The sequence below is a fragment of the Psychrobacter fulvigenes genome (genome assembly GCF_904846155.1).
In the GTDB taxonomy this organism is placed as follows: Bacteria; Pseudomonadota; Gammaproteobacteria; order Pseudomonadales; family Moraxellaceae; genus Psychrobacter; species Psychrobacter fulvigenes.
This window is the reverse complement of record NZ_CAJGZP010000001.1, coordinates 778,831-802,153: the sequence shown is the minus strand read 5'-3', so window position 1 is coordinate 802,153 and position 23,323 is coordinate 778,831. Positions and strand designations below refer to the sequence as shown.

The window sequence follows — 23,323 nt, the reverse complement described above, 5'->3', positions numbered from 1 at the left end:
ATTCAAACAAACTGAGGGATTAAACAATGAAAGCACTAGGATTGTGTATTGTGGCTGGACTAAGCGTAAGCGCTTGTGCAACAGGTATGAATAGTGGAACAACGACTGGCAGTCAAGTCGTGACTCAGTACCCTGTTGAGACCGCCATGCTCAATATCTATACCAAAGAGCGTCAGCAAAATTTGGTCTCGGTGGTAGGCAACCAAACCATTACAGCAGAGATAAAAGTCACGCCCAAAGGCAATATGCTGTTCAATAATAAACAAGTTCAAGGTAGCGAGATAAACACCATCACTAAGTCGAACAATCAAATCACCGATCAATCAGTCGCTATCAACTACTTCACCCTGAACCCCTTAGTATTCCACGGCTACACTGACAGCTCAGGCGAGTACTCGCTGGCCACTCAAACGAGTACCATACCCAAGATGGCTCAGGTCGGCGACTCCGATCAATTGATCACGGAAAATGTCTATAGCGATAGCAGCAAACGTAACAAGATAGGCAGTTATAGCCAAGACTGGTCTCTGACGCGAGACAGCAACAACACGGCATGGTTCTGTATCAATAGCTCAGAAAATGCTTTGCTAGGTGCTGAGCCTAAGGGAACAACGGCAGAATGCTACAAAATCAATGCCCGAGGCGATATCTTGACGAGCAGGCTGACTATTAACCTCCCCACTGCTGAAGGTACTAAAGCTATAGTATTTACCGAACAGTAATCTATAGTTAACACACTTTAAAATAGGTACAGTGCTACTGGTATGAAATAAGGGGGCTAGATCAATTGATTTAGCCCCCTTATTCTTGTTTTAAAAATAAGTTACTGCCTTAAAAAACGAATCGGTGTTTTGCTTATCATGAAACCTAAGAAAAATAACAAGATTGGTAAAGACTATAGTTAGACACGCTTATAGGCTGATAGTGAGCAACTCGTAAATAATCAGTAGCTCATAATAATCAGTAGCTTGTGATAAATAACGAGTAGCGAGTGATAAAACAGAAGGGAGGTCTGCCATGATTACAGAGGCTAATAAATCGTCTGCTAGCCAGCCTATTGCTGATAGCCATGATCCTAAAGTACAGCAGCTTATCGAAACCCTGCCTGGTGAACATATCACGCAAGATGCTGGTCAATCAGCAATCATCTTTCGCATGGTGATGTCCGATCATTTATGCCCATTTGGCCTAAAGTCATTAGATGCGCTCAAGCGCGCAGGTTACGATATCATCGATCGTCATATCACCAATGACGAGCAAAACAGCTTAGTCAAAGACAACTTAGGCGTTGAGACCACACCGCAAACCTTTATCGATGGCAAGCGCATCGGTGGCAATGATGAGCTGCAGGTATTTTTGGGCAATAGCGAGCCAAAAGCAGAAGATGAAAAGACTTACACACCAGTCATTGCCATATTTTCTGTCACTGCCTTAATGACCTTGGCATTATGTTGGGCGCTATCTGTCAACGTCCTGTCGATGCAGGCGCTCATGTGGTTCGTAGCGCTCTCTATGTGTGTGCTCGCCATCAAAAAGCTAGAAGATTTAGAAAGCTTTACCACCAGCTTTTTGGGCTATGATTTATTGGCTCAGCGGGTAGTTCGTTATGCCTATGTTTATCCGTTTTTTGAAGCCTTTGCAGGTATCGCCATGCTTGCCAATCAGCCGTGGCTCAATCCAATAGCGGGTGCGGTAGCGCTGACTATCGGTCTGATAGGCGGCATTTCAGTTATTAAAGCGGTATACATTGATAAGCGCGAGCTGACCTGTGCCTGTATGGGCGGCGACAGCAAGGTGCCCTTGGGTGCTATCTCCTTAACAGAAAATGTCATGATGTTTGGTATGGGCAGTTATATGTTGCTTCGAGCCTTTATATAAAAGTGCTAAAAAACGTTTAAAGAGAAGCCGCCTTCTTAGAATAGTCCTAGTATTTCAAAACCATCCGAGTAAGGCGTGACATAAGCAGTGACAGCTGCAATCAATTAAACCTTCAAAGCGCTAAGCATATCCCGTATCATACCGACATTGAAACGCGACATTGAAACACTCGCCAAGTTATTGATTGGTCATCATAAAAGGAAAACACAGTGCTACAGGCGCAGCCAACTCTCGAACAAATACCCACCCTCACCAACAAACAAAACCGTACATTAAAGAGCCTGACGATTATGGGTTACCTAGGGCGTGTCATCAATTAGCATAGATATTTCAGAATAAGCTATACTTAGATCGTATTTAGGAATTTGAGCTCAATGACTATGACAAGACGACATGCCCTACGTGATGACCAATGGGAGAGAATTAAAGACATTCTACCTGGTAAACCAAGTGACGTTGGTGTTACTGCAAAGGATAACCGCTTGTTCGTAGAAGAGGTTCTGTACCGTTACAAGACCGGCAAACCTTGGCGTGACCTACCTGAACGCTTTGGCGACTTCAGAGTGATTCATACTCGTTTTAGTCGCTGGTCAAAAAAAGGCGTATGGGAGCAGGTTTTTAATCAACTCTCTGAACAATCCGATGACGAATATGCCATGCTAGATGCCACGATTGTTAAAGCCCACCAGCACAGTGCTGGAAAAAAAGGGATCAAGCCATTGGACGCAGCAAAGGTGGACTGACGACTAAAATACATACTCGAACAGATGCGCTAGGCAATCCTACTGGCTTTTATCTAACAGGTGGGGCAGCTCATGACCTGTGTGGCTCAGATGAATTGCTTGATGTCAGTATTAGCCAAACGTGGCTTGCCGATAAAGCTTACGATGCTGATGCCCGCGTTATTGAACCGATTAAAGCAGTGCAAGGTAATGCAGTTATACCATCTAAGTGTCATCGGCTGCAGCCAAGAGACTTCGATAAAGAGCTTTATAAAGCGAGGCACCTAATAGAGAACTTCTTTGCCAAGATTAAGCAGTATCGTGCGATTGCCACTCGCTATGATAAGTTAGCCAGTCATTTCCTTAGTGCCATTCACTTAGTTTCTTGTGTCGTTTGGCTTAATTGATGACACGCCCTAGAAGGCACCTCTTTTTTGTTATTACTCTTCATTGCCATGCCACTAAAGTACATGATGGGCATCCCAGAAGCTGTCAAATATATCGGTATGGCACACGGTGTATTATTCATCGCCTACATCTTGATACTGCTAGGAGCAACCACCAAAATCAAAATGCCTATCTGGGCTATGCCCGCAGGCGTGCTCGGCTCCTTTTTACCTTTTGGGCCGTTTATATTCGATCATCTATTAAAAAAGAGTTTGAAGAAAACCTCTTAAAATGCTGCTTTAAGAGGTCTGGTTATTTTTAAAGCCTGTCTGACTTTTAAACACTCTAAAGCTAGTTCAAAAACCAGACTACTGCTACCCAAGTAAAAAGCAGCATACCTACGTTTGCATGCAGAAAAGTTGGGATCACACTATAATAAAATAGCCAAAGCTACTGCATTAACAGGAACTACTAAAAATAAAAGCACAGCATAAATCACTAATAAACTTACCAAGACTGGGAGTGCTCTGGTAATAAAGTAATTATCTTCTCTATAACTAGATAACATAGCGCCCTTTCCTAATACTTTAATTAAGTTATAAACTACTCAAAGAGTAGTTACTGAAAATCATGGCTATAAGTTAACATTCTATCCGCTTGTCATAACGCGCAGCATCCTGACTAACTCATTTATGGTCAGCCTTATCTATTAAAACAGCTTCAAGCTACCCATTTAACTGTCAGTGTATTAAATTAATGGAAGCTTAACGATGACTTATAATCATCTATCGAGAAACTTTAAGTTTAGGGCTCTATCACCGCATAGGTGAGTTATGAGCAGCGTTAAAAGGTTGTATACTAATTTTAGTTTAGGCTCGCAGCCTTTCACCTTGCTCTTCGGCCAACACCCTCGATAACACCTATGCAGAAGAATTTAATGGCATGGTTCAATACAGGGTAAAAATATCACTTCACTATTTTCATTATTGCGATATGATTTTTCTATCACCACCTTACTAGAACTTTCTTCTAATAAGCTGGAATTGACCTGAATAGAGTTGCTCAATCTTTGAAACAAACAGATAGCCACATTTAAGCTGGCAAATAAAACTATCTCCCGCCAGCCTAAGCTTTTTATGAGCCGTACATTGATTATGTAAAAAATCACTACTTGGTGTAATTCCTAGAATAGGATTTCATAGTGTCCATTGTTTTAGATCTATTGCAAGCCATCCCAAATTGGCATTTAGTAGGCCTATTTATCGCTGGCATGGTGGCTTTTATCATCTCCACCATATCGGGTGGTGGCGGTGCCATGCTACTCATACCAGTCACTTCTTGGATGCTAGGAGCAGCGGTTGCCCCACCTGTAATTAACTCGGCTACCTTTATGAGTAACGCCTCACGGCTTTATTTATTCTGGCATGATATCGATTGGTCGTTGACCAAATACTACGTACCAAGTGCTACCGTGGGGGCATGGCTGGCAGCATTGGTTTTTAGTCGTTTGGACGCAGACTGGATTCAGTTATTGGTTGGCGTCTTTTTAGTATCTACTATCTTCCAATATAAGTTTGGTAAAGTGAGCAAAACTTTTGATATGCCAAAAGCTGGGTTTATTCCTTTGGGCTTTTTCATTGCTTTTATGAGTACCCTAGTAGGTGGTCTCGGCCCTATACTAAACCCTTTTTATATGAACGCAGGATTAGAAAAAGAAACCCTAATCGCCACCAAAACCGCCAACTCTTTCTTTGTGGGTATTATACAAATCAGTGGCTATACTTTTTTTGGCGCACTTACTGCCAAGCTCTGGTTGTATGCCTTTGTACTAGGGCTAGGTGCCATTATTGGCAATGTCATTGGCAAACGGTTTTTGGCGGGAATGAGCATCGGCCAATTTAGAGTCATGCTACTCATACTAATGGTCATCAGTGGTCTCATCATGATTATTAGAAACATCGATATGCTGCTGTAACCACTACATCACCTTACTTATCCTATCGAGTTATAGTAATAACCACTTCATAATGAGTCTTTGAACCCTTTTATTTCTTGTTATAACTATATGTATATATATATTTCTTGTTATTTTCAGGATATTCTGTTACTTTTGCAAAGTGAAGAGGAAATATCCTGTTACGTAGCTGAGTAACTCTTTTTTAACCTAATCTTTACTTCAACGGTAACGATTAGATTATTTTAATAAAGATTCTATCGAATGTTAATACACACAAGGAGTGTCGTGTGAAAAAACTATCCTATCTAGCCCTTGGTCTTTCTATACTTTCTTTGACTGCCTGTAATAACGCCAATGAAACTGCAAGTACAGATGCAGCCGCGACAGATGGCTCAAGCGAGTTTGCTGGGCCTTCACGTCCAGAATGTATTGCTCCAGCAAAACCAGGCGGCGGCTTTGACTTGACTTGTAAGCTTGCTCAAGCGGGCTTGAAAGATACTGGCATCCTAGAAGACCCAATGCGGGTCACCTATATGCCAGGTGGTGTAGGCGCTGTGGCTTACAACAAAATCGTGGCTAATGATCGCTCTAATGAAGACGCTATTATTGCCTTTTCCACAGGGTCTATTTTGAACTTATCTCAAGGTAAATTCGGTAAATTCACTGAACAAGACGTAAAATGGCTCGCGGGCGTTGGTACTGATTACGGCGCTATCGCTGTCAATGCAGAGTCAGAAATCAAGACTCTGCCAGATCTAATGTCCGCTCTCAAATCAGACCCAAAAGCGGTCAGTTTCGCAGCTGGTGGTAGTGTTGGTGGTCAAGATTGGATGCAGACAGCTATTTTAGCGAAAGCAGCTGGCGTCAATCCTAGTGACATGACCTATGTCGCGATGGAAGGTGGTGGTGAGGCTGTCACAGCAGTAATGGGCAATCATGTCAACGTTGTTAGCGCTGGTATCGCTGAGCTAATGCCACAAGCCAGTGCTGGTAAATTAAACGTACTAGCCGTGTTTTCAGAAGAAAGATTGGGCGGCTCTATGGCTGATATCCCAACTGCTATAGAGCAGGGCTATGATGTCACTTGGCCAGTAGTACGTGGATTCTATATGGGTCCAGATGTTAGCCCTGCAGCCTATGACTGGTGGAAGCAGAGCTTTGATACCATGCTTGCCGACCCAAAGTTCGCTGAAATACGCGAGCAGCAGGAGTTACTACCATTCTCTATGACTGGAGAAGAGCTGCAAGCTTACGTCTATAAGCGTACTAGTGAGCTACGCGAATTGTCTGCTGAGTATGGTCTTGTTGAAGCCCAATAACCATGGATCAAATACTATGTATTCATAGTATTTTTTGAAGGCTGACAATGTATTTATTTGTCAGCCTTTTTGCCCTAAAACTCAAGGAGTACTCCTTATGACAATGGAACGCGCATTTTCTGGGGTGATGGGACTATTTAGCTTATTCTTAATATACTTAGCCATTGGCTATGTTGCCCCCGTCGCCTATGATCCAATAGGTCCCCGACCTTATCCTATTTTGATTTTTTCTCTAATGGCGCTTTTGTTCTTGATTATTGCCTTCCGTCCCGCGCGATTTACTAAAATTATTGAATTGGGCTATAACAAGGTAGTTCTTAGAAATTTAGTTTTGTGTGTTATCACCTTGCTAATTTATAGTCTTATATTCGAGCCCTTAGGTTTTGTTATTGCCACCACATTGATGTGTTTTGCCATTGGTTTACTATTTGCAGGTAATCCTATTAGAAGCCTTATCTTTTCAGTTGTAATTAGTATTGCCTTGTACGCCCTGTTTGATATGGCTTTAGATGTCATTTTGCCACTAGGATTACTATCAGGAATAATGGGATAACTATTATGGAAACCTTTGACTTTTTAATGCAAGGCTTTGCTGTTGCATCGACACCCAAGAACTTATTAATAGCCCTCATTGGTGCTTTTATTGGTACTGTTGTAGGTATGTTACCTGGTCTTGGCCCTATTAACGGTGTGGCGATATTACTACCGTTCGCATTCGCACTTGGCTTACCACCAGAGAGTGCTCTAATTCTGCTATCGGCAGTTTATCTTGGTTGTGAGTATGGCGGACGTATTTCTGCGATTTTGCTAAACGTACCAGGATCTGCAGCTGCTGTCATGACGTCGTTGGATGGTAACCCTCTCGCCCTACAAGGCAAAGCAGGTATTGCTTTATCAATATCAGCAGTTGCTTCATTCGTTGGTGCCACTATTGCAACCATCGGTGTAGTACTGTTTGCACCACTATTGGCCAAATGGGCGGTATCCTTTGGACCTGCTGAATACTTTGTATTAATGGTATTTGCTATCACTTGTTTAAGTGGTTTAGTAGGTGATCAGCCTATCAAAACAGCAGTCTCAGCGCTGATAGGTCTAGGTCTTGCCACTGTCGGTGTCGACGCCGTTACTGGTATTTATCGCTTTACTTTTGATTCCGTCAATCTCTCTGATGGTATTCAATTCACCACTATCGTTATCGGATTCTTTAGTATTAGTGAGATTTTGATACTACTTGAAAGAACCAGTACTGGTCAAAAAGTAGTCGAACAAGGTAAGCGTAGCTTATTCAACTTAAAGGAGTTGATGTTTACTTTAGGCGCCATGATACGTAGTGGCCTAATGGGTTTCGTCGTCGGTATTTTACCTGGTGCAGGCGCTACGATTGCCAGTGCCATGACTTATGCGAGTGAACGCAAAATCGCTGGCGATGACGGCAAGTTTGGCGAAGGTGATCTGCGCGGTTTGGCCTCACCTGAGGCAGCAAATAATGCTTCAGCCTGTGGTTCATTCGTACCGATGCTAACCTTAGGTGTACCAGGATCTGGTACGACAGCGGTCATGATGGGCGCTTTGACTTTATATAATATTACACCTGGTCCGCAGTTATTTACTGAGCAGCCTGATATTGTTTGGGGCCTTATCGCATCTTTGTTTATTTGTAATGTCATCTTATTAGTGATGAACATACCTTTGGTTGGTTTTTTTGCCAAATTACTTGATGTGCCAAACTATATCCTTATACCTTCCATTGCTGCTATTAGTTTTGTTGGGGTTTATTCTATCAACAGTACCACCTTTGACTTGGTATTCATGGTTGCTCTTGGCATATTTGGTTATTTTTTACGCAAGCTCAACTTTCCATTATCAGCGCTTATTTTGGGTTATGTATTAGGCGAGCTGATGGAGTCTAACCTCAGACGAGCGCTATCCATCTCTCAAGGCGAGCTGTCTATTTTATGGAGTAGCTCAATTACCATATCATTATGGATTCTGGCTCTGATGATGGTGTTTATGCCTATCATTCGTAAAATGTATCGTAAACGCTTTAAGAAGTCTGCCATTTAGGCTTAAGTTATATTATTCTTTAAATTTTTTTTCTACGGTGGTTGTACCCTATGTATAACCACCGTTTTTTTAGCTAAAGTCACTGCATGCCTTACTATCAACATAATTACTGTATAGCCTGAAAACAGTATCATCATAATCGGTGTAATGGACAAAATTCATGCTAAAAAGTAGAAGGTAGTCGCTAATGGACATAATTCATGCTATTTGCGTGACTTTGAGAGTAAAAAGTCTTTAATAAACCGTAACTTACGGTGCTCATTTAAGCCATGATGACTGTGTAATTGCCGCTTGAGCTCACTAAATAAACCTTCAAGCGTATTGGTTGTATTTGGTATATCTAAGTGCTCATATTCTTGATAAGTAAACAGCCAATCACTGTTGGTTCGCAGGCTACTATAACCACCATTCAAAGACGCTTATGCGTGTACCAAGTTCTACCCGTATCCTCATTGGTACTACGTTCACTGAGATAGGCTTCGTAAGTCAGGTACCAGTGATCTAAGCACTTTATGAACGCGGCTTTATCAAGCTGTGTTAGGGTCAAAGTAAGCTGCCTAAGCTCAATGCTAGCGATATTCTTAGGGCGACGAGTCAGGTAGCGAGTCACTATTTGTATCTGGTGAAACTGGCACATCTGACAAGGAGTACTGGTAAATAGCGTTCTAAGTCCTCGTCTACCACCACAGGTGATGCTTTGTATATCAATGCCTAGCACCTTTAAGTAATCAATCCCTTGCTTATAGGCACTATTGGTTTCATGACTGACTATAGCGTAATGGAGAACCATTCTAGTAGCGTTGTCCATAAATACCATGAGACCAAACCCACGGCCAAAATAGGTCGTGTCCATGATGATATTAGCACGCTTAGGTCGTTTGATTTGGTACTCAATACTCACTTTGTCTAAGCGTCTTTGAATGGTTTTAAGACTACAGTGGTACTTGTCAGCCAGTTGTTTATACGTCTGTTTCCCTTGCGTATATTCAGTCCAAAGCATTTGGTTATTGAGTCTTGTGCCCCCTAAAAACTGCCGTTTGCAAGATAGGCATTGGTACTGTTGTTTGCCTAGTTTGCGTCCATTCTTTTTAGTGTGTTTATCACTACAAAAAGGGCAGTTTTTTGATTCATAGCGTTGATTCCTTGCAAATATAGACAGTATATAGCGTTAGACCCTGTGTCAGCATGAATAATGTCCATTACACCTCATAATCAAATCTAGCAATGTCAGTGCAATAGCAAACGATCCTATAGCGATATCTGTGTTTCTTATTAAAATTGCATTAGTTGCTAGCATCAGCAAAGTAAGATGCGACTACTATAACCTCTCCCCTACCTACAAAGCGCTGCGAGCAGAATTTTTCCGCGACAGCCCTTATATTACAGGCAAAAAAAATCCCCAATCATGAGATTGGGGATTTTCGAATCTGGTAGGCGTAATCGGATTCGAACCAACGACCTCTACCATGTCAAGGTAGGTCAACCAAAACCCATAAATGTATCTTATATTACATCCCTTTATTTATAATGCCTACAGCGATTTTTAACTTCACGAAAACGCAAAGTTATTTAGGGCGTGTCATCAATTAAGCCAAACGACACAAGAAACTAAGTGAATGGCACTAAGGAAATGACTGGCTAACTTATCATAGCGTGTGGCAGTCGCACGATACTGCTTAATCTTGGCAAAGAAGTGCTCTATTAGGTGCCTCGCTTTATAAAGCTCTTTATCGAAGTCTCTTGGCTGCAGCCGATGACACTTAGATGGTATAACTGCATTACCTTGCACTGCTTTAATCGGTTCAATAACGCGGGCATCAGCATCGTAAGCTTTATCGGCAAGCCACGTTTGGCTAATACTGACATCAAGCAATTCATCTGAGCCACACAGGTCATGAGCTGCCCCACCTGTTAGATAAAAGCCAGTAGGATTGCCTAGCGCATCTGTTCGAGTATGTATTTTAGTCGTCAGTCCACCTTTGCTGCGTCCAATGGCTTGATCCCTTTTTTCCAGCACTGTGCTGGTGGGCTTTAACAATCGTGGCATCTAGCATGGCATATTCGTCATCGGATTGTTCAGAGAGTTGATTAAAAACCTGCTCCCATACGCCTTTTTTTGACCAGCGACTAAAACGAGTATGAATCACTCTGAAGTCGCCAAAGCGTTCAGGTAGGTCACGCCAAGGTATGCCGGTCTTGTAACGGTACAGAACCGCTTCTACGAACAAGCGGTTATCCTTTGCAGTAACACCAACGTCACTTGGTTTACCAGGTAGAATGTCTTTAATTCTCTCCCATTGGTCATCACGTAGGGCATGTCGTCTTGTCATAGTCATTGAGCTCAAATTCCTAAATACGATCTAAGTATAGCTTATTCTGAAATATCTACGCTAATTGATGACACGCCCTAAAATCATATTAGATTTATTTCGTAAATAGGCACTATAAAATTATAGTGTTTTTACCTCCACTCCCTCCTCGGTTTTTTGAGCTAATTACCTATATTTTCTCCACTTTTTCTGTCCTTTTTACTAAAAAGGCTAGGTTTAACTCATCATTTCGGCGATGACTTTCCTTGTTTATTAAGTTTAATCTCTGCATAATATAAGGAGAATAGCCCTCTAACTTCTGCAGGTTTTGGTCTTATTATGAAACACGTTACTTATATTCATGAACACCCCAATTGGACAGATTGGCAATGGTCAGATAAAAAACTGTTGCCGCTGGTAAGCCAAGTGCGATTGCTTCAAGGTCAGCTTCTCGGAAAATTGCTGACACTAGGATTTGATTTAAATGTTGAAGCTCAGTTAGACGCCGTTACTCTTGAAATCGTTAAAACATCTGAGATCGAAGGTGAAATTTTAAAAACAGATCAAGTAAGATCCTCTGTTGCTCGGCATTTAGGGGTTGATGACCATAATATGCCTGCAGCCTCACGAGAAATTGATGCAGTGGTTGAGATGATGCTAGATGCAACATTCCACTATCAAAAGCCCTTATTGTTAGAAGATTTGCTCGGTTGGCATCGAGCTCTGTTCCCAGAAGGCTATAGCGGGCTTTATCGTATTAAAGTTGGCAAGCTTCGGGATGATAGTCAAGGCGCTATGCAAGTAGTTTCAGGAGGCTATGGCCGAGAGCGAGTGCATTTTGTTGCTCCTCATGCAGACAGGATTTTTGATGAGTTGGATCTTTTTTTACAGTGGCTTAATATGCCGTCTAGCCAGCAAGATAATTTAGATTTGGTCATTAAAGCGGGTATCGCGCATTTATGGTTTGTGACGTTGCATCCTTTCGATGATGGTAATGGACGGCTGACAAGAGCAATCACGGAGCGAATGCTAGCAAAAAGTGATGGTAGCGCTCAGCGCTTTTATAGTATGTCCGCGCAAATTCTAAATCGGCGCAATGATTATTATAAGGTGTTGGAACGTACACAAAAAGGCGATCGCGATATTACTTTGTGGCTGGTTTGGTTTTTAGAAACGCTGAAAGACGCTTTACTTGCAGCTCAAGCGACCACCGATAAAATTATGGATAAAGCCAACTTTTGGCAGATGCATCGACATCATGCGTTAAATGATAGACAGATTAAGATGCTTAATAGTTTGATGAGTGACTTTTACGGCAAGTTGACCACTAAAAAATGGGCGACTATTAATAAGTGCTCGATTGATACCGCACTTCGAGATATCAATGATTTGATAGAAAAAGGAATGTTAGAGAAGTCCGCTGCTTCAGGGCGTAGTACAAATTATGAGATTGTTTTATAAGCTTGGGCACTGATTGACAGCTAGTCCTAGTTATACCCTCCCGCAACCTTCTTGACAGCTTCATTCTTAAATTTGGCTCTGGGAGGTAGTTTTCTTGTTTCTGGTAAGCTCCGATTAATACGCTTAGTTTACCAAGTTTACCTCTACGGTTTCTTCAGCATAGCTCACTCAGCTCATTGCTCATAACCCTGCCTACCCCATTATTGATAGTAGATTCACTGATTTTTAAATTCTAGGCGTCGCTGTCGAACACCGAAGCAAACTTAAATAACTTATGACGCATTATCTAAAATCACTAACTCTTCATCCGTAATCAATACCATATAAACAAAAAATCGCAGCAACGGAGAAAATTGCCATTTATCATTTACAGAGGATCTGTTATCAATCAAAGCGATTCCAATGTTGAACGTACCCATACTATCTTTACTGATGCTACGCAATCCCTTCATATCAGCTAAATTAAGATGGACTTGTGATGCCGCAGGATGAGCAACTAGCCAATTTTTCGCTGGCAGTAATTGTTTGGCAATTTTGATAAAACGTCGTAACGCTTTCTTTTCTTTGATTGAAAAAGGAACAAACGCCTTACTGTAAGATAGATGCTCTTGGCATAGAGCTATAAACCACTGCCAATCATCTAATGAGTTATCTCGTAGTTTTTGAGCACTGCTTTGCAGTGAAGACAGTAATCTATAATCACTTTTGTACTGAATACTTTTTGGAAGGCCATTTGTTCCAATGAATCTAGGGTTATCATGGCTCGAGGTCACATTGGCTACTTTTCGCGCTCGATTTATAATGATATCTGCGTCGTGTAAATCAATATTAACCATTATTGCAGCCTGGTTTAAAGCTATGCCTAAAGCATTTTGCTGTAATAAGAACCAAATGCTATTCATGCCATAGCGCATAAATAACGTTTCTGTCCTACTTTGTGAATCGACTAAAAGGGTCGTGTTTTTAATACATAAGCGAGGCGCTTCATATTTGCGCTGACTAAGACTTCGAAACAACAACTTTCGGACGCTAGTTAGGCTGACGTCGTTATGGTCGATAATGGCATCATTCTCTTTAAGCCTTTTTCTATTGATGCCAGTGACGTTGTTAATGGCAACAACTGGCAGCTTAATATTAGCGCCGCTTAGCGCATAAGTTGCCATTAAAACAGCGATATGGTTGTAATACTCAAAACTGCGCTGCGGTGATAAATGACCCATGATTCCAGATAGAGCGTACCAGCGATCTTGCGCATTAAGATGCTCACCAAGAACGCCATATTTGATCCGTTTAATGTCTTCTTCGTTATAATCAGTCAAAGCTTTAACAAGCTCAGTATCACCACATAGTACAAGTGATAAATTAGTAACCGCCGTATGTCGAAACGCATGAAAGGTTTGCTCCGGCTTATTACCTGGCTTTTTTGGGATGTCCTGTAAGATACGTCTTAGCAGTTGTAGCGGTACGTGATCATCAATTGGCGTCTTTTCAGAAGATAGTGTGAATATAAAGCTTCTAGGATTAAGACCGACAGTACTTTGTGTGTATCTTATAAATAATGCCAACTCGTCTGGCTGCAACAAAGCATAAATAGGGATTCTACGATTGCTGCCAGCTGTTTTTAAATCACGATAAGGATTACTACGAACAACAAGTGACGGAGACGATGAATTTAGGCCTTCTATATCAATGTACCGTAATCCTAACGAGCCCATCCCAGATTCTGTGTAACTGCCCTTTAGATTAAATGCTTACTAATACGGTCATCAAACATAATCATAAAGCGATTCAAAGCAGACGTCCAGTTACGGATTGGCATCGACCACTTTTTGGATGCCTGCTGAGTTGCTAAGTACACCACCTTGAATGCTGCCTGATCGGAGGGAAACACCTTACGCTTATTCACCGCTGTTCGAATGACACTATTTAGCGACTCTATCGCATTGGTGGTGTAAATGACTTTTCTGATGTCTTTAGGGTACTCAAAGAACACCGTTAAGCCCTCCCAGTTATTGCGCCACGACTTAACTACGTGCGGGTATTGTGTACCCCAAGTCTCATCGAACCTCTCAAGGTTAGCTTTTGCAAGCTCTATAGTATTAGCATCGTAGATGGCTTTTAAATCAGCGGCTACCGCCCTTTTATCCGTCCACGGTACGAACTTCATTGAATAGCGCACCATATGCACGATACACAGCTGAACCTTGGCTTTGGGGTAAACGGTGTTGATGGCATCAGGAAAGCCCTTTAGACCGTCAACACAAGCGATTAAGATGTCTTGTACCCCACGGTTTTGTAGCTCAGTGAGAACGCCTAGCCAGAACTTAGCGCCTTCATTCTCTGAGAGCCACATGCCAAGCAGCTCTTTTTACCATCAAGTCCCACACCCAGCGCCAAATAGATCGCCTTGTTGATGATCTGCTTGTCTTGACGTATCTTCACAACGATGCAGTCCAAATAGACGATAGGATAAACACTACTCAGCGGCGGTTCTGCCAAGCGGTGATGTCCTCTAATATGTTGTCCGTGACTCTTGAAACCAAGCTGCTTGAAATGTCGACATCGTAGAGCTCTTTGATACTCTCTACAATCTCGGTGGTGGTTTGACCTTTGGCGTATGAGCGAGGATCAGCAAGTGTCTGGGAGACACTTGCCCGAAGCGCAAGACGGAAGGCTATGCCTGTAGTGAAATATGATCTTGTCATCAAGGCCACTAATACGGGTTTGATGCTTACGCACTAAGGCAGGTTCAAAAGCGCCATCACGGTCTCTTGGGGTGGATATCTCAAGATCGCCTGTGTCACTGCGGACGGCCTTTTTAGTGTGCCCGTTGCGCTTATTAGGTTTATCCGCCTTCTCGTGTTTGGGATAGCCAAGATGGTCTTCCATCTCGGCTTCAAGAGCGGTGTCGATAAACGACTGCATGAGCTGCTTCTGAAAGTCTTTGATGTCATCGAAGCTGTTCATACTACCAGCCATTTGCTCGGCCAGTTTCTTGATATCGGATTGGTTAGTCATTGCTTATTCTCCTGTTAGGGGATTATAAGCAGTTACACACTTTTTAGGAAAGGCTCATCATCCTCCTTGCTTTAATACTCGATAAACGGTAGCCACCCCAACACCAACTGCCTTAGCGATCTCCTCCTTTGTCATATTGTTTTGACTATCTAACTATCTAACTCTCTAATACGATTGTGTTTTGCTACATTGGCTTTCTTTCCAGTAGGTTTATAGCCACTGTTAGCCAATCCCTGCTTAATACGCTCTCTACGCTTATCGTTATCAAGCTTTGCCATCGTTGCTAATAAGTCGATCAGCATATGGTTAATCACTGTTAGGATCTCACCTGTCATGCCTTTACTTACCGTATGCGTAGTTGGTAGATCAGCCACCACCAATCGTAAACCCTTGTCTTTGATACGCTGCTTTAGAATCGCAAAATCATCTTGAGATAATCTACTTAATCTATCCACGCTTTCAACCAGCAGAATATCGCCTTGCTCAGCGTCCTTTAACGTAAGCATCCGACCATCCCATCTTTTCCTCACTTAAAAAATGCGAGATAGTGTCCACGATTAATAATCGTGGACACTAATATGACAACACAACCACCTAACAAACCCAAACGTAGAACTTACAGTGCTGAGTTTAAAGAACTTTTAGTACAAGAAGCTGAAAGTTCAGGGCGATCAATTGCCAGTATCGCTCGAGACCATGGCATCAACCAGAACCTTCTACATAATTGGAAACGTCAGCATCACCGCAAAAAGACTCAAACTGGCATATTACCTGCTGCCATAAACAGTCCTCATGATCCAAACCCCTGCTTTATCCCAATCCGCCTTGAACCTCAAGCAACTCATCTGTCCTCACCCTCCGTCATACAAAACATCAAGCTGCAAATCAGAGCCCCAGGACCTGGGTCCATAAGCCTTACTATTGCCCAAATAGACACCCAAAGTTTGATTGACCTACTACGAGGCCTACAATGATACCCATCACTCACATCTGGCTATCCACCGCGCCCATGGACATGCGATGTGGCAGCGGCAAACTACTGGCGCACATCATCACCCAGCACCAAGGCATCCGCCCTCACTGTGCCTACCTGTTTTACAACAAAGCAGGCACACGCCTAAAAGTATTCATTCATGACGGACTTGGGGTTTGGCTTTGCAGCCGTCAGCTAGACGACAGCAAGTTTCATGGCTTAACCAAGCAGCTCACCCCCACTCAAACCGGCATCAGCATCAACCGTGAGCAATTTAATGCCTTAATCAGTGGATTGCCTTGGCGTAACATGGGCAAAGATACATTGACCCCCATCCTATAAATACCCGATGACAGGCAAATAAAACTCTGGCAACATAGCACCATGACTGTTGCCACTCTATCCGACTTATCGAAAGACCCCATTTACGCCGAGCTCCTGGTGAAAATCCACCTGCTTGAACAGCGTAATGAGCACCTGCAACAACAGATTGTTCAAACGAACACAAGCCACGATCAACTACAGCAGCTTTTTAACCAAGTGGTTGAAGAAAACCACAAGCTATATGAACAAGTGCTTGAACTCATCGAAAAACAAAAGCGGCTCATCCATCAACTGTATGGACAAAAGAGCGAAGGCTTAAGTGCCAAACAAACCCACTTAAATCAGGAAGCTGCGCAAGAAGATTTATCTGCACTAGAACAAATCCGAGATGACTACCGCAGCGACTTAACCCAAGATCAGCTTGCCAAGCTGCCTGCGATTGAACGTACTGAGGCAGAAACCCTCATTAATGAGGGTGAGCTTAAAGCCGCCAAAGAGATCACAGATGAGCTGCCAGCTTCAGCCACTGATCAGCCTAAAAAGCAAAGCGTGCTAAATACACGGTTATTCCTGACAACCTTGAGGTGAAAACCTGGGTTCATGAACCACTCACCACCGTCTGTGACTGCGGCTGTCAAATGAAGCGAATTGGGGAGGATAAACAGGACAAACTTGGCATTATCCCTAAGCAGTTTTATATTGAGCGTCACATCTACCCAAAATGGGTATGCCGTGAGTGTGAGATCATTCATCAAGCGGCGGCACCCAAGCAAATCATTAACAAGAGCATCGCCACCCCTGAGCTGCTTGCTCACATTCTCATTAGTAAGTATGCAGACCATCAGCCTCTATATCGGCAGAATATTATCTATCAGCGAAGTGGGGTAACTATCCCCGATGCTACTATGGCAGACTGGGTAGGACGCTGCGGCGTTGCCCTTGAGCCTTTAGTCAGTCGCTTGCATGAACTATTACAGTCTGAGCCTATCTTACATGCCGATGAAACACCGGTGTCTATCATGAAAAACCCTGTGAAAGCCGGCAGTAAATCATTAAAGAAAGGCTATATTTGGGCGTATCTCACGCCACAGCACAACTCATTAAAAGCGGTGGTGTATGACTTTGCCCAGAGCCGTCGTAATGAGCACCCTAAAGCCTTTTTAGACAAATGGCACGGTAAGCTGATTTGCGATGATTACAGTGGATATAAGTTTTTATTTCATCAAGGCGTGAGCGAAATCGGTTGTATGGCCCATGCACGGCGTAAGTTTCATGAATTGCACGTTACTGGACAAAGTGTTATTAGCATTGACGCATTAGCGTTATTTAGGCAGTTGTATGCGGTTGAACGTGAGATTGATGAGCGATTTGACAAAAACACATCCCTAATGCCAAGAGATCCCCAGATAGTCCGGAAAATCAGGCAAGAGAAAGCCAAACCGATTGCGGATAAGCTGCACCAATGGTTACAAGAAAAAAGACAGTTAACCACTAAGAATGCCAGTATTACTAAGGCGATTGATTATTGCCTAAAACGTTGGCAAGCGCTGACTTGTTATTTGGATGATGGGAGGTTGCCGATTGATAATAATTGGGCGGAAAATCAGATGCGCCCGTGGGCGCTTGGGCGTAAAAACTGGTTGTTTGCCGGTTCGCTACGAAGTGGGCAGCGTGCTGCGAATATTATGTCAATCATTCAATCCGCTCGCTTAAATGGCTTGGATGTGTCTGCCTATTTGACAGACGTGCTAAGACGCCTGCCTATTCAAGATGATCTAGATGAGTTGTTACCTCATCTCTGGATGCCATCGCAATAGGGGATGGTCGGATGCTTACGGATGCTTACGGATGCTTACGAATGAGTACGTGAATTGAGCTTTGAGAAGTATGAGTAACTGGATTAGAGGTTTGGTAAAACCATGATAAAAGGTAGAACAAAGAGCGTGGTTTGGGATACGTCTTAATGATTGTTAGTAAACTATAAAGTTACCTATTGTTATTGCTAAATTATTTACTGGTTTCTAAATCCTCTGTGTGATGGATGGCTCGTGAGCCTTTCCTAAAAAGTGTGTAACTGCTTATAATCCCCTAACAGGAGAATAAGCAATGACTAACCAATCCGATATCAAGAAACTGGCCGAGCAAATGGCTGGTAGTATGAACAGCTTCGATGACATCAAAGACTTTCAGAAGCAGCTCATGCAGTCGTTTATCGACACCGCTCTTGAAGCCGAGATGGAAGACCATCTTGGCTATCCCAAACATGAGAAGGCGGATAAACCTAATAAGCGCAACGGGCACACTAAAAAGACCGTCCGCAGTGACACAGGCGATCTTGAGATATCCACCCCAAGAGACCGTGATGGCGCTTTTGAACCTGCCTTAGTGCGTAAGCATCAAACCCGTATTAGTGGCCTTGATGACAAGATCATATTTCACTACAGGCATAGCCTTCCGTCTTGCGCTTCGGGCAAGTGTCTCCCAGACACTTGCTGATCCTCGCTCATACGCCAAAGGTCAAACCACCACCGAGATTGTAGAGAGTATCAAAGAGCTCTACGATGTCGACATTTCAAGCAGCTTGGTTTCAAGAGTCACGGACAACATATTAGAGGACATCACCGCTTGGCAGAACCGGCCGCTGAGTAGTGTTTATCCTATCGTCTATTTGGACTGCATCGTTGTGAAGATACGTCAAGACAAGCAGATCATCAACAAGGCGATCTATTTGGCGCTGGGTGTGGGACTTGATGGTAAAAAAGAGCTGCTTGGCATGTGGCTCTCAGAGAATGAAGGCGCTAAGTTCTGGCTAGGCGTTCTCACTGAGCTACAAAACCGTGGGGTACAAGACATCTTAATCGCTTGTGTTGACGGTCTAAAGGGCTTTCCTGATGCCATCAACACCGTTTACCCCAAAGCCAAGGTTCAGCTGTGTATCGTGCATATGGTGCGCTATTCAATGAAGTTCGTACCGTGGACGGATAAAAGGGCGGTAGCCGCTGATTTAAAAGCCATCTACGATGCTAATACTATAGAGCTTGCAAAAGCTAACCTTGAGAGGTTCGATGAGACTTGGGGTACACAATACCCGCACGTAGTTAAGTCGTGGCGCAATAACTGGGAGGGCTTAACGGTGTTCTTTGAGTACCCTAAAGACATCAGAAAAGTCATTTACACCACCAATGCGATAGAGTCGCTAAATAGTGTCATTCGAACAGCGGTGAATAAGCGTAAGGTGTTTCCCTCCGATCAGGCAGCATTCAAGGTGGTGTACTTAGCAACTCAGCAGGCATCCAAAAAGTGGTCGATGCCAATCCGTAACTGGACGTCTGCTTTGAATCGCTTTATGATTATGTTTGATGACCGTATTAGTAAGCATTTAATCTAAAGGGCAGTTACACAGAATCTGGGATGGGCTCGAGCTCGTACCCTGACGACCGTTGAACACCTTACCGTTCTACTTTCACATTGACATACCTAGGTTCAAAAACAGTTTGTATAAGCATTATCGAAAACTGGTTGCATAAACATACATTGCGAAAGCTTTGCTCACTATGTAAGTTCCAGAGTATTCTAAGTTTTGTGGAAGTACTGATACAAGATAAGTGACACTTACACGGAATATGCGACGGTCTTGCATCGATGTGGCAGACATATGAGACACTTCGGTATTTTCATATTCTCTAAGATTGTTGAATATCAAATAATCCCAGCGTGGTTCAACATACGTATCGAAGAAAAAAATTTTATTAGGAAAGGCCATGCTTCTTAGTTTTATTGCGCGCCATAGCACATTAATTATGCCAGTTTGCGCCATTGTGGGCTTTGTTTTTCCAAACTTATCCAATGCCGTATTAGTATATTTATCCCAAATATTGTTCTTCTTGATGTTTTTTACTTTACTAGGCATTGATCAATATGCGCTGTTAAAGCGTATAGCGACAAGCTATGTATGGGTTTTTGCCTTATTACAAAGCGGAGGTATGAGTCTAGCTTTAATAGTAACTGCTTATGCACTCGGTGTACGTGACGATTGGCTATTGGCGATTGCAGGTCTTGGTGCCACTGCCCCATTGTTTGGTAGTGGTGCGTTGGTCAATGCGGTGGGGTTTGATGCACAACTGGCAACGGCAAAAACTATCGCTGCTACGCTCATTATGCCATTCACATTATTAGGCGTATTATGGCTATTAGGCAATGAAAGTTCGAATTTAGACGTTGGTCTTTATGTCAAACGCTTGTTAGTTTATATTTTTATGCCAATGCTACTAGCTGTGGGAGTGCGTCGGTTCGTTCCACCTGCTATTTTGTTACGTTATTATCCCAAAATTGGGCAGTTTAATATTTTACTGCTGATGTTGTTTCCACTGGGACTGATGGCAGGATTTCGTACCACCTTTGACCACAATCCCTGGCAAGCGTTGTTATTACTAGTGCTAAGTTCGGTATTGGCATTGGTATTTTATTTTACCGCTTATATAATATATCGGCGTCTTGGCTATGAGAATGCTATTGTCGCGGCGCTGGTGTGTGGCGGACGCAATGTATTACTTTCTTACACCATAACTGTACCCTTTATGGGTGCGGTTTTTCTACCGTTACTGGGTGCTTTTCAATTACCAATGTTTTGCTTACCCTTACTGGGCAAATATATGGCAAAACGCCATACGACTCGACCTATAGATTTAAAATCAGGTTTCTGAATCGCCCTGACTACTTACAGATAAGTTATCGTTTAGAGGATTTTTTTGGGTATCCCCTAGCGAAAACAGTTCTTCTACCTCTCAAACGTATTAACAGACCACTTATAACAGACTATTTTAGGTGATTATGTTTATCAAAGCGTATCTTAGAGCATCAATAAAACAATAAGACGCTAAACGTACCAAAAATAAACTTATACATCTTGCTAATGATCATAAAATTGCTGCGTTTATGTCTAGAGTAAATCAGGAGCAAAGCTAGTACTTCCAAAGCTGATGCAGCTGATCGAAGCTGCTCATGCAAACGATGTGATTTTGGTTGAACAAATAGACAGACTTAATTATCTAAATCCACGCGCCCGTGATAGAAGTAAATACCATAGGCTATTACGTTAATCATAAAGTGATCTCTAAGATTTGACAGTGCGATGCTCTCCATTAATCACTTCCCGATTTTATAAACTCGGTTTATTTAGAGCATTCTAAATTTGTATTATTCCTATTTAAAAAGCCAATTCTAGTAAATACTCATACCTAAACGACACTATGTGTCGTGTTTTACCAGCCTGACTATTGTTTAATTATATTATCTTGACTATAGTAAAACCATACATCTGATATAGCTTTTGCCGCGAAATGGAAAGATAATGAGCAAACCTAGCAACCCTTATACTGATAGTAGCTTTGCCTCTTCAGACCTTAAGACCATTTTGCACTCTAAACGTGCCAATATCTACTATCTATCGCATTGTCGAGTCATGCAAAAAGACGGGCGTGTGTTGTATCTTACCGAAGATGACAAGGCGAACCTCTACTATAACATTCCGATTGCTAACACTACCTCACTATTGCTTGGTACTGGCACATGAACCGCCCCGACTTTATCGGAGGCTGATCTACTTGAGTCAGGCAGCAACACCTGACAGGATTAAATTATCATAATACTGCTTTTCAAACTCAAAGGGTGACACATATCCAATCGTGCTATGTAGACGCTTCTTGTTGAACCAATCGACCCATTCTAGGGTTGCCAGTTCAACATCGTTCACACCAGTCCAGTTCTGCTTTAAATAATGAATCACCTCAGACTTGTAAAGCCCATTGACCGTTTCAGCCAATGCGTTGTCATAAGAGTCGCCTGTTGTACCAACAGAGGCAATCACGCCAGAGTCCGTCATCTTGTCAGTATAGCGAATAGATAAGTACTGAGCCCCTCGATCACTGTGATGAATCACATCTTTGGGATTATTCCTATCTGCTATCGCTTGATTGAGCGCGGCCATCACCATATCGGTGTTCATGCGATTGGATACTTTCCAGCCCACAATTGCACGAGCGAACACATCAATAATAAAAGCAGTATAAACCCAGCCACTCAGTGTCTTGATATAGGTAAAATCTGCAACCCAAAGCTGATTAAGACGACGGGCATTAAAGTTACGATTGACCAAGTCATCAGCGCGCTTTTGGTCATCACGGCTGGTGGTGGTCATCTTACCCTTACCACGCCAAACGCCTTGCATACCATACTGCTTCATTAAACGCTCTATGGTACAACGAGCAACCTTTAACCCGTCAGCTTTCATTTGCTGCCATACTTTACGCGCACCGTAACGGCATTTACTGTCCTGCCAAATACGTTTAATCTCTCTGAGATAATAGTCATCATGCTGACTGCGTAATGAGCGCTTCTCAGGGCAGTCCTCTAAGTCTTTAGCACGGTAGTAGGTTGATGGGGCAATCGGTAGTACTCTACAAATCAGCTCGACCCCATAACTACCTCTATAGTCATCAATAAACTGAACCATTATCTGGGTGGACGGCCCTTCTCCGCCTGGGCGAAAAAAGCAGCAGCCTTACGTATAATCTCATTGGCTTGCTTGAGCTCTTTATTCTCGCGTTCAAGCTCTTTAATACGTTGCTCTTGGCTTTGGGCTTGCACTGAGGCAGGAATAGTTTGATCTATGTGCTTTTTATGCCATGACCGCAGGGTTTCAGGCGTACAGCCAATCTTAGGTGCAATTGCTTGAATAGCTGACCAGGTGGAAGGATAGTCGCTTAATGCTTCAATCAGTATGCGAACGGCGCGGTCTTTAATCTCGGGGGTGTAGTGTCGTGTTTTCATCGTTGTATTCTCTCAGAATGTTGAGTCTCCGACAATACTGGGGCGGTTCACAACAGACGATAGGTCACAAAGTGAGTCGAACT

Annotated in this window: 15 protein-coding genes, 7 pseudogenes and 1 other annotated feature; of the genes and pseudogenes, 15 read left to right on the top strand and 7 right to left on the bottom strand. The window is 42.8% G+C overall.

What is annotated here, in order from left to right; translation table 11 throughout:
- Positions 1–26: 26 nt before the first annotated feature.
- The 8 genes and pseudogenes from JMX03_RS03535 (at position 27) to JMX03_RS03500 (ending at position 8,327) form a co-directional block, all read left to right on the top strand.
- Positions 27–722: a hypothetical protein gene (locus JMX03_RS03535; RefSeq protein ID WP_201594504.1), complete on the top strand. Its 696-nt coding sequence runs from the start codon at positions 27–29 to the stop codon at positions 720–722.
- A gap of 295 nt (positions 723–1,017) precedes the next feature.
- Positions 1,018–1,878: a glutaredoxin gene (locus tag JMX03_RS03530; protein WP_265090443.1), complete on the top strand. Its 861-nt coding sequence runs from the start codon at positions 1,018–1,020 to the stop codon at positions 1,876–1,878.
- Between the two features lie 380 nt (positions 1,879–2,258).
- Positions 2,259–3,007, top strand: a pseudogene (locus tag JMX03_RS03525) (IS5 family transposase).
- A gap of 27 nt (positions 3,008–3,034) precedes the next feature.
- Entirely contained in the window at positions 3,035–3,277 is a 243-nt protein-coding gene (locus JMX03_RS03520; protein WP_227695255.1) for a DUF3817 domain-containing protein, read from the top strand.
- 911 nt (positions 3,278–4,188) lie between these two features.
- A complete protein-coding gene (locus tag JMX03_RS03515) occupies positions 4,189–4,962 on the top strand; it encodes a sulfite exporter TauE/SafE family protein (RefSeq protein ID WP_227695253.1) in 774 nt (257 codons plus the stop codon).
- A 269-nt stretch (positions 4,963–5,231) separates the two neighbouring features.
- Positions 5,232–6,263, top strand: a complete 1,032-nt coding sequence (locus JMX03_RS03510; protein WP_201594502.1) for a Bug family tripartite tricarboxylate transporter substrate binding protein — start codon at positions 5,232–5,234, stop codon at positions 6,261–6,263.
- 97 nt (positions 6,264–6,360) lie between these two features.
- Entirely contained in the window at positions 6,361–6,816 is a 456-nt protein-coding gene (locus JMX03_RS03505) for a tripartite tricarboxylate transporter TctB family protein (protein ID WP_201594500.1), read from the top strand.
- 5 nt (positions 6,817–6,821) lie between these two features.
- A complete protein-coding gene (locus tag JMX03_RS03500) occupies positions 6,822–8,327 on the top strand; it encodes a tripartite tricarboxylate transporter permease (RefSeq protein WP_201594498.1) in 1,506 nt (501 codons plus the stop codon).
- A gap of 203 nt (positions 8,328–8,530) precedes the next feature.
- On the opposite strand, the gene JMX03_RS14930 is transcribed toward JMX03_RS03500, so the two are convergent.
- The 3 genes and pseudogenes from JMX03_RS14930 to JMX03_RS03490 all read right to left on the bottom strand — a co-directional run bounded on the left by JMX03_RS14930 (position 8,531) and on the right by JMX03_RS03490 (position 10,657).
- Positions 8,531–8,740 carry a hypothetical protein gene (locus JMX03_RS14930; protein WP_227695251.1) on the bottom strand — a complete coding sequence of 70 codons (210 nt, stop codon included), beginning with the start codon at positions 8,738–8,740 and terminating at the stop codon, positions 8,531–8,533.
- Positions 8,737–9,480: an IS256 family transposase, variant Zn-binding type gene (locus JMX03_RS14925; protein ID WP_455233739.1), complete on the bottom strand. Its 744-nt coding sequence runs from the start codon at positions 9,478–9,480 to the stop codon at positions 8,737–8,739. The genes JMX03_RS14930 and JMX03_RS14925 overlap by 4 nt, the downstream gene beginning before the upstream one ends.
- 429 nt (positions 9,481–9,909) lie before the next feature.
- Positions 9,910–10,657: pseudogene (locus JMX03_RS03490) on the bottom strand (IS5 family transposase).
- Positions 10,658–10,975: 318 nt separating this feature from the next.
- Between JMX03_RS03490 and JMX03_RS03485 the strand changes: the two are divergent.
- Positions 10,976–12,097: a Fic family protein gene (locus tag JMX03_RS03485; RefSeq protein WP_011960001.1), complete on the top strand. Its 1,122-nt coding sequence runs from the start codon at positions 10,976–10,978 to the stop codon at positions 12,095–12,097.
- A 272-nt stretch (positions 12,098–12,369) separates the two neighbouring features.
- Here JMX03_RS03485 and JMX03_RS03480 read toward each other — a convergent pair whose 3' ends face one another.
- The 3 genes and pseudogenes from JMX03_RS03480 to JMX03_RS03470 form a co-directional block, all read right to left on the bottom strand.
- A complete protein-coding gene (locus JMX03_RS03480; protein WP_201594496.1) occupies positions 12,370–13,812 on the bottom strand; it encodes a site-specific integrase in 1,443 nt (480 codons plus the stop codon).
- Positions 13,813–13,835: 23 nt separating this feature from the next.
- Positions 13,836–15,115: pseudogene (locus JMX03_RS03475) on the bottom strand (IS256 family transposase).
- A 57-nt stretch (positions 15,116–15,172) separates the two neighbouring features.
- Positions 15,173–15,612 (bottom strand): annotated as a pseudogene (locus JMX03_RS03470) (recombinase family protein); the annotation flags it as partial.
- Between the two features lie 81 nt (positions 15,613–15,693).
- Here JMX03_RS03470 and JMX03_RS03465 point away from each other — a divergent pair.
- From JMX03_RS03465 to JMX03_RS03440, 6 genes and pseudogenes are all read left to right on the top strand, one after another.
- Positions 15,694–16,089, top strand: coding sequence for a transposase (locus tag JMX03_RS03465; RefSeq protein WP_201594494.1), 396 nt, complete (start codon positions 15,694–15,696; stop codon positions 16,087–16,089).
- Entirely contained in the window at positions 16,086–16,430 is a 345-nt protein-coding gene (gene tnpB / locus JMX03_RS03460; RefSeq protein WP_201594492.1) for an IS66 family insertion sequence element accessory protein TnpB, read from the top strand. The genes JMX03_RS03465 and tnpB overlap by 4 nt, the downstream gene beginning before the upstream one ends.
- 42 nt (positions 16,431–16,472) lie before the next feature.
- Positions 16,473–18,229 (top strand): annotated as a pseudogene (gene tnpC / locus JMX03_RS03455) (IS66 family transposase).
- 289 nt (positions 18,230–18,518) lie between these two features.
- Positions 18,519–19,800 (top strand): annotated as a pseudogene (locus tag JMX03_RS03450) (IS256 family transposase).
- A gap of 373 nt (positions 19,801–20,173) precedes the next feature.
- Positions 20,174–21,115: a lantibiotic ABC transporter permease gene (locus JMX03_RS03445; RefSeq protein ID WP_201594490.1), complete on the top strand. Its 942-nt coding sequence runs from the start codon at positions 20,174–20,176 to the stop codon at positions 21,113–21,115.
- Between the two features lie 647 nt (positions 21,116–21,762).
- A pseudogene (locus JMX03_RS03440) lies at positions 21,763–21,981 on the top strand (type I-F CRISPR-associated endonuclease Cas1f); the annotation flags it as partial.
- Between the two features lie 39 nt (positions 21,982–22,020).
- On the opposite strand, the gene JMX03_RS03435 reads toward JMX03_RS03440, so the two are convergent.
- Positions 22,021–23,240, bottom strand: a protein-coding gene (locus tag JMX03_RS03435; RefSeq protein ID WP_201594488.1) for an IS3 family transposase whose coding sequence is annotated in 2 segments (ribosomal slippage) — positions 22,021–22,955 and positions 22,955–23,240 — 1,221 coding nt in all. Because the reading frame shifts where the segments join, the coding sequence is not laid out codon by codon here.
- Positions 22,849–22,965, bottom strand: a sequence feature (AL1L pseudoknot). (Overlaps the previous gene by 117 nt.)
- Positions 23,241–23,323: the final 83 nt, after the last annotated feature.

Bases quoted from the DNA above. Each gene is read 5' to 3' on its own strand.
- JMX03_RS03480 (WP_201594496.1), bottom strand. From the start codon at position 13,812: ATGGGCTCGTTAGGATTACGGTACATTGATATAGAAGGCCTAAATTCA.
- JMX03_RS03535 (WP_201594504.1), top strand. From the start codon at position 27: ATGAAAGCACTAGGATTGTGTATTGTGGCTGGACTAAGCGTAAGCGCT.
- tnpB (WP_201594492.1), top strand. From the start codon at position 16,086: ATGATACCCATCACTCACATCTGGCTATCCACCGCGCCCATGGACATG.
- JMX03_RS03505 (WP_201594500.1), top strand. From the start codon at position 6,361: ATGACAATGGAACGCGCATTTTCTGGGGTGATGGGACTATTTAGCTTA.
- JMX03_RS03445 (WP_201594490.1), top strand. From the start codon at position 20,174: ATGCTTCTTAGTTTTATTGCGCGCCATAGCACATTAATTATGCCAGTT.
- JMX03_RS03500 (WP_201594498.1), top strand. From the start codon at position 6,822: ATGGAAACCTTTGACTTTTTAATGCAAGGCTTTGCTGTTGCATCGACA.
- JMX03_RS03530 (WP_265090443.1), top strand. From the start codon at position 1,018: ATGATTACAGAGGCTAATAAATCGTCTGCTAGCCAGCCTATTGCTGAT.
- JMX03_RS03485 (WP_011960001.1), top strand. From the start codon at position 10,976: ATGAAACACGTTACTTATATTCATGAACACCCCAATTGGACAGATTGG.
- JMX03_RS03465 (WP_201594494.1), top strand. From the start codon at position 15,694: ATGACAACACAACCACCTAACAAACCCAAACGTAGAACTTACAGTGCT.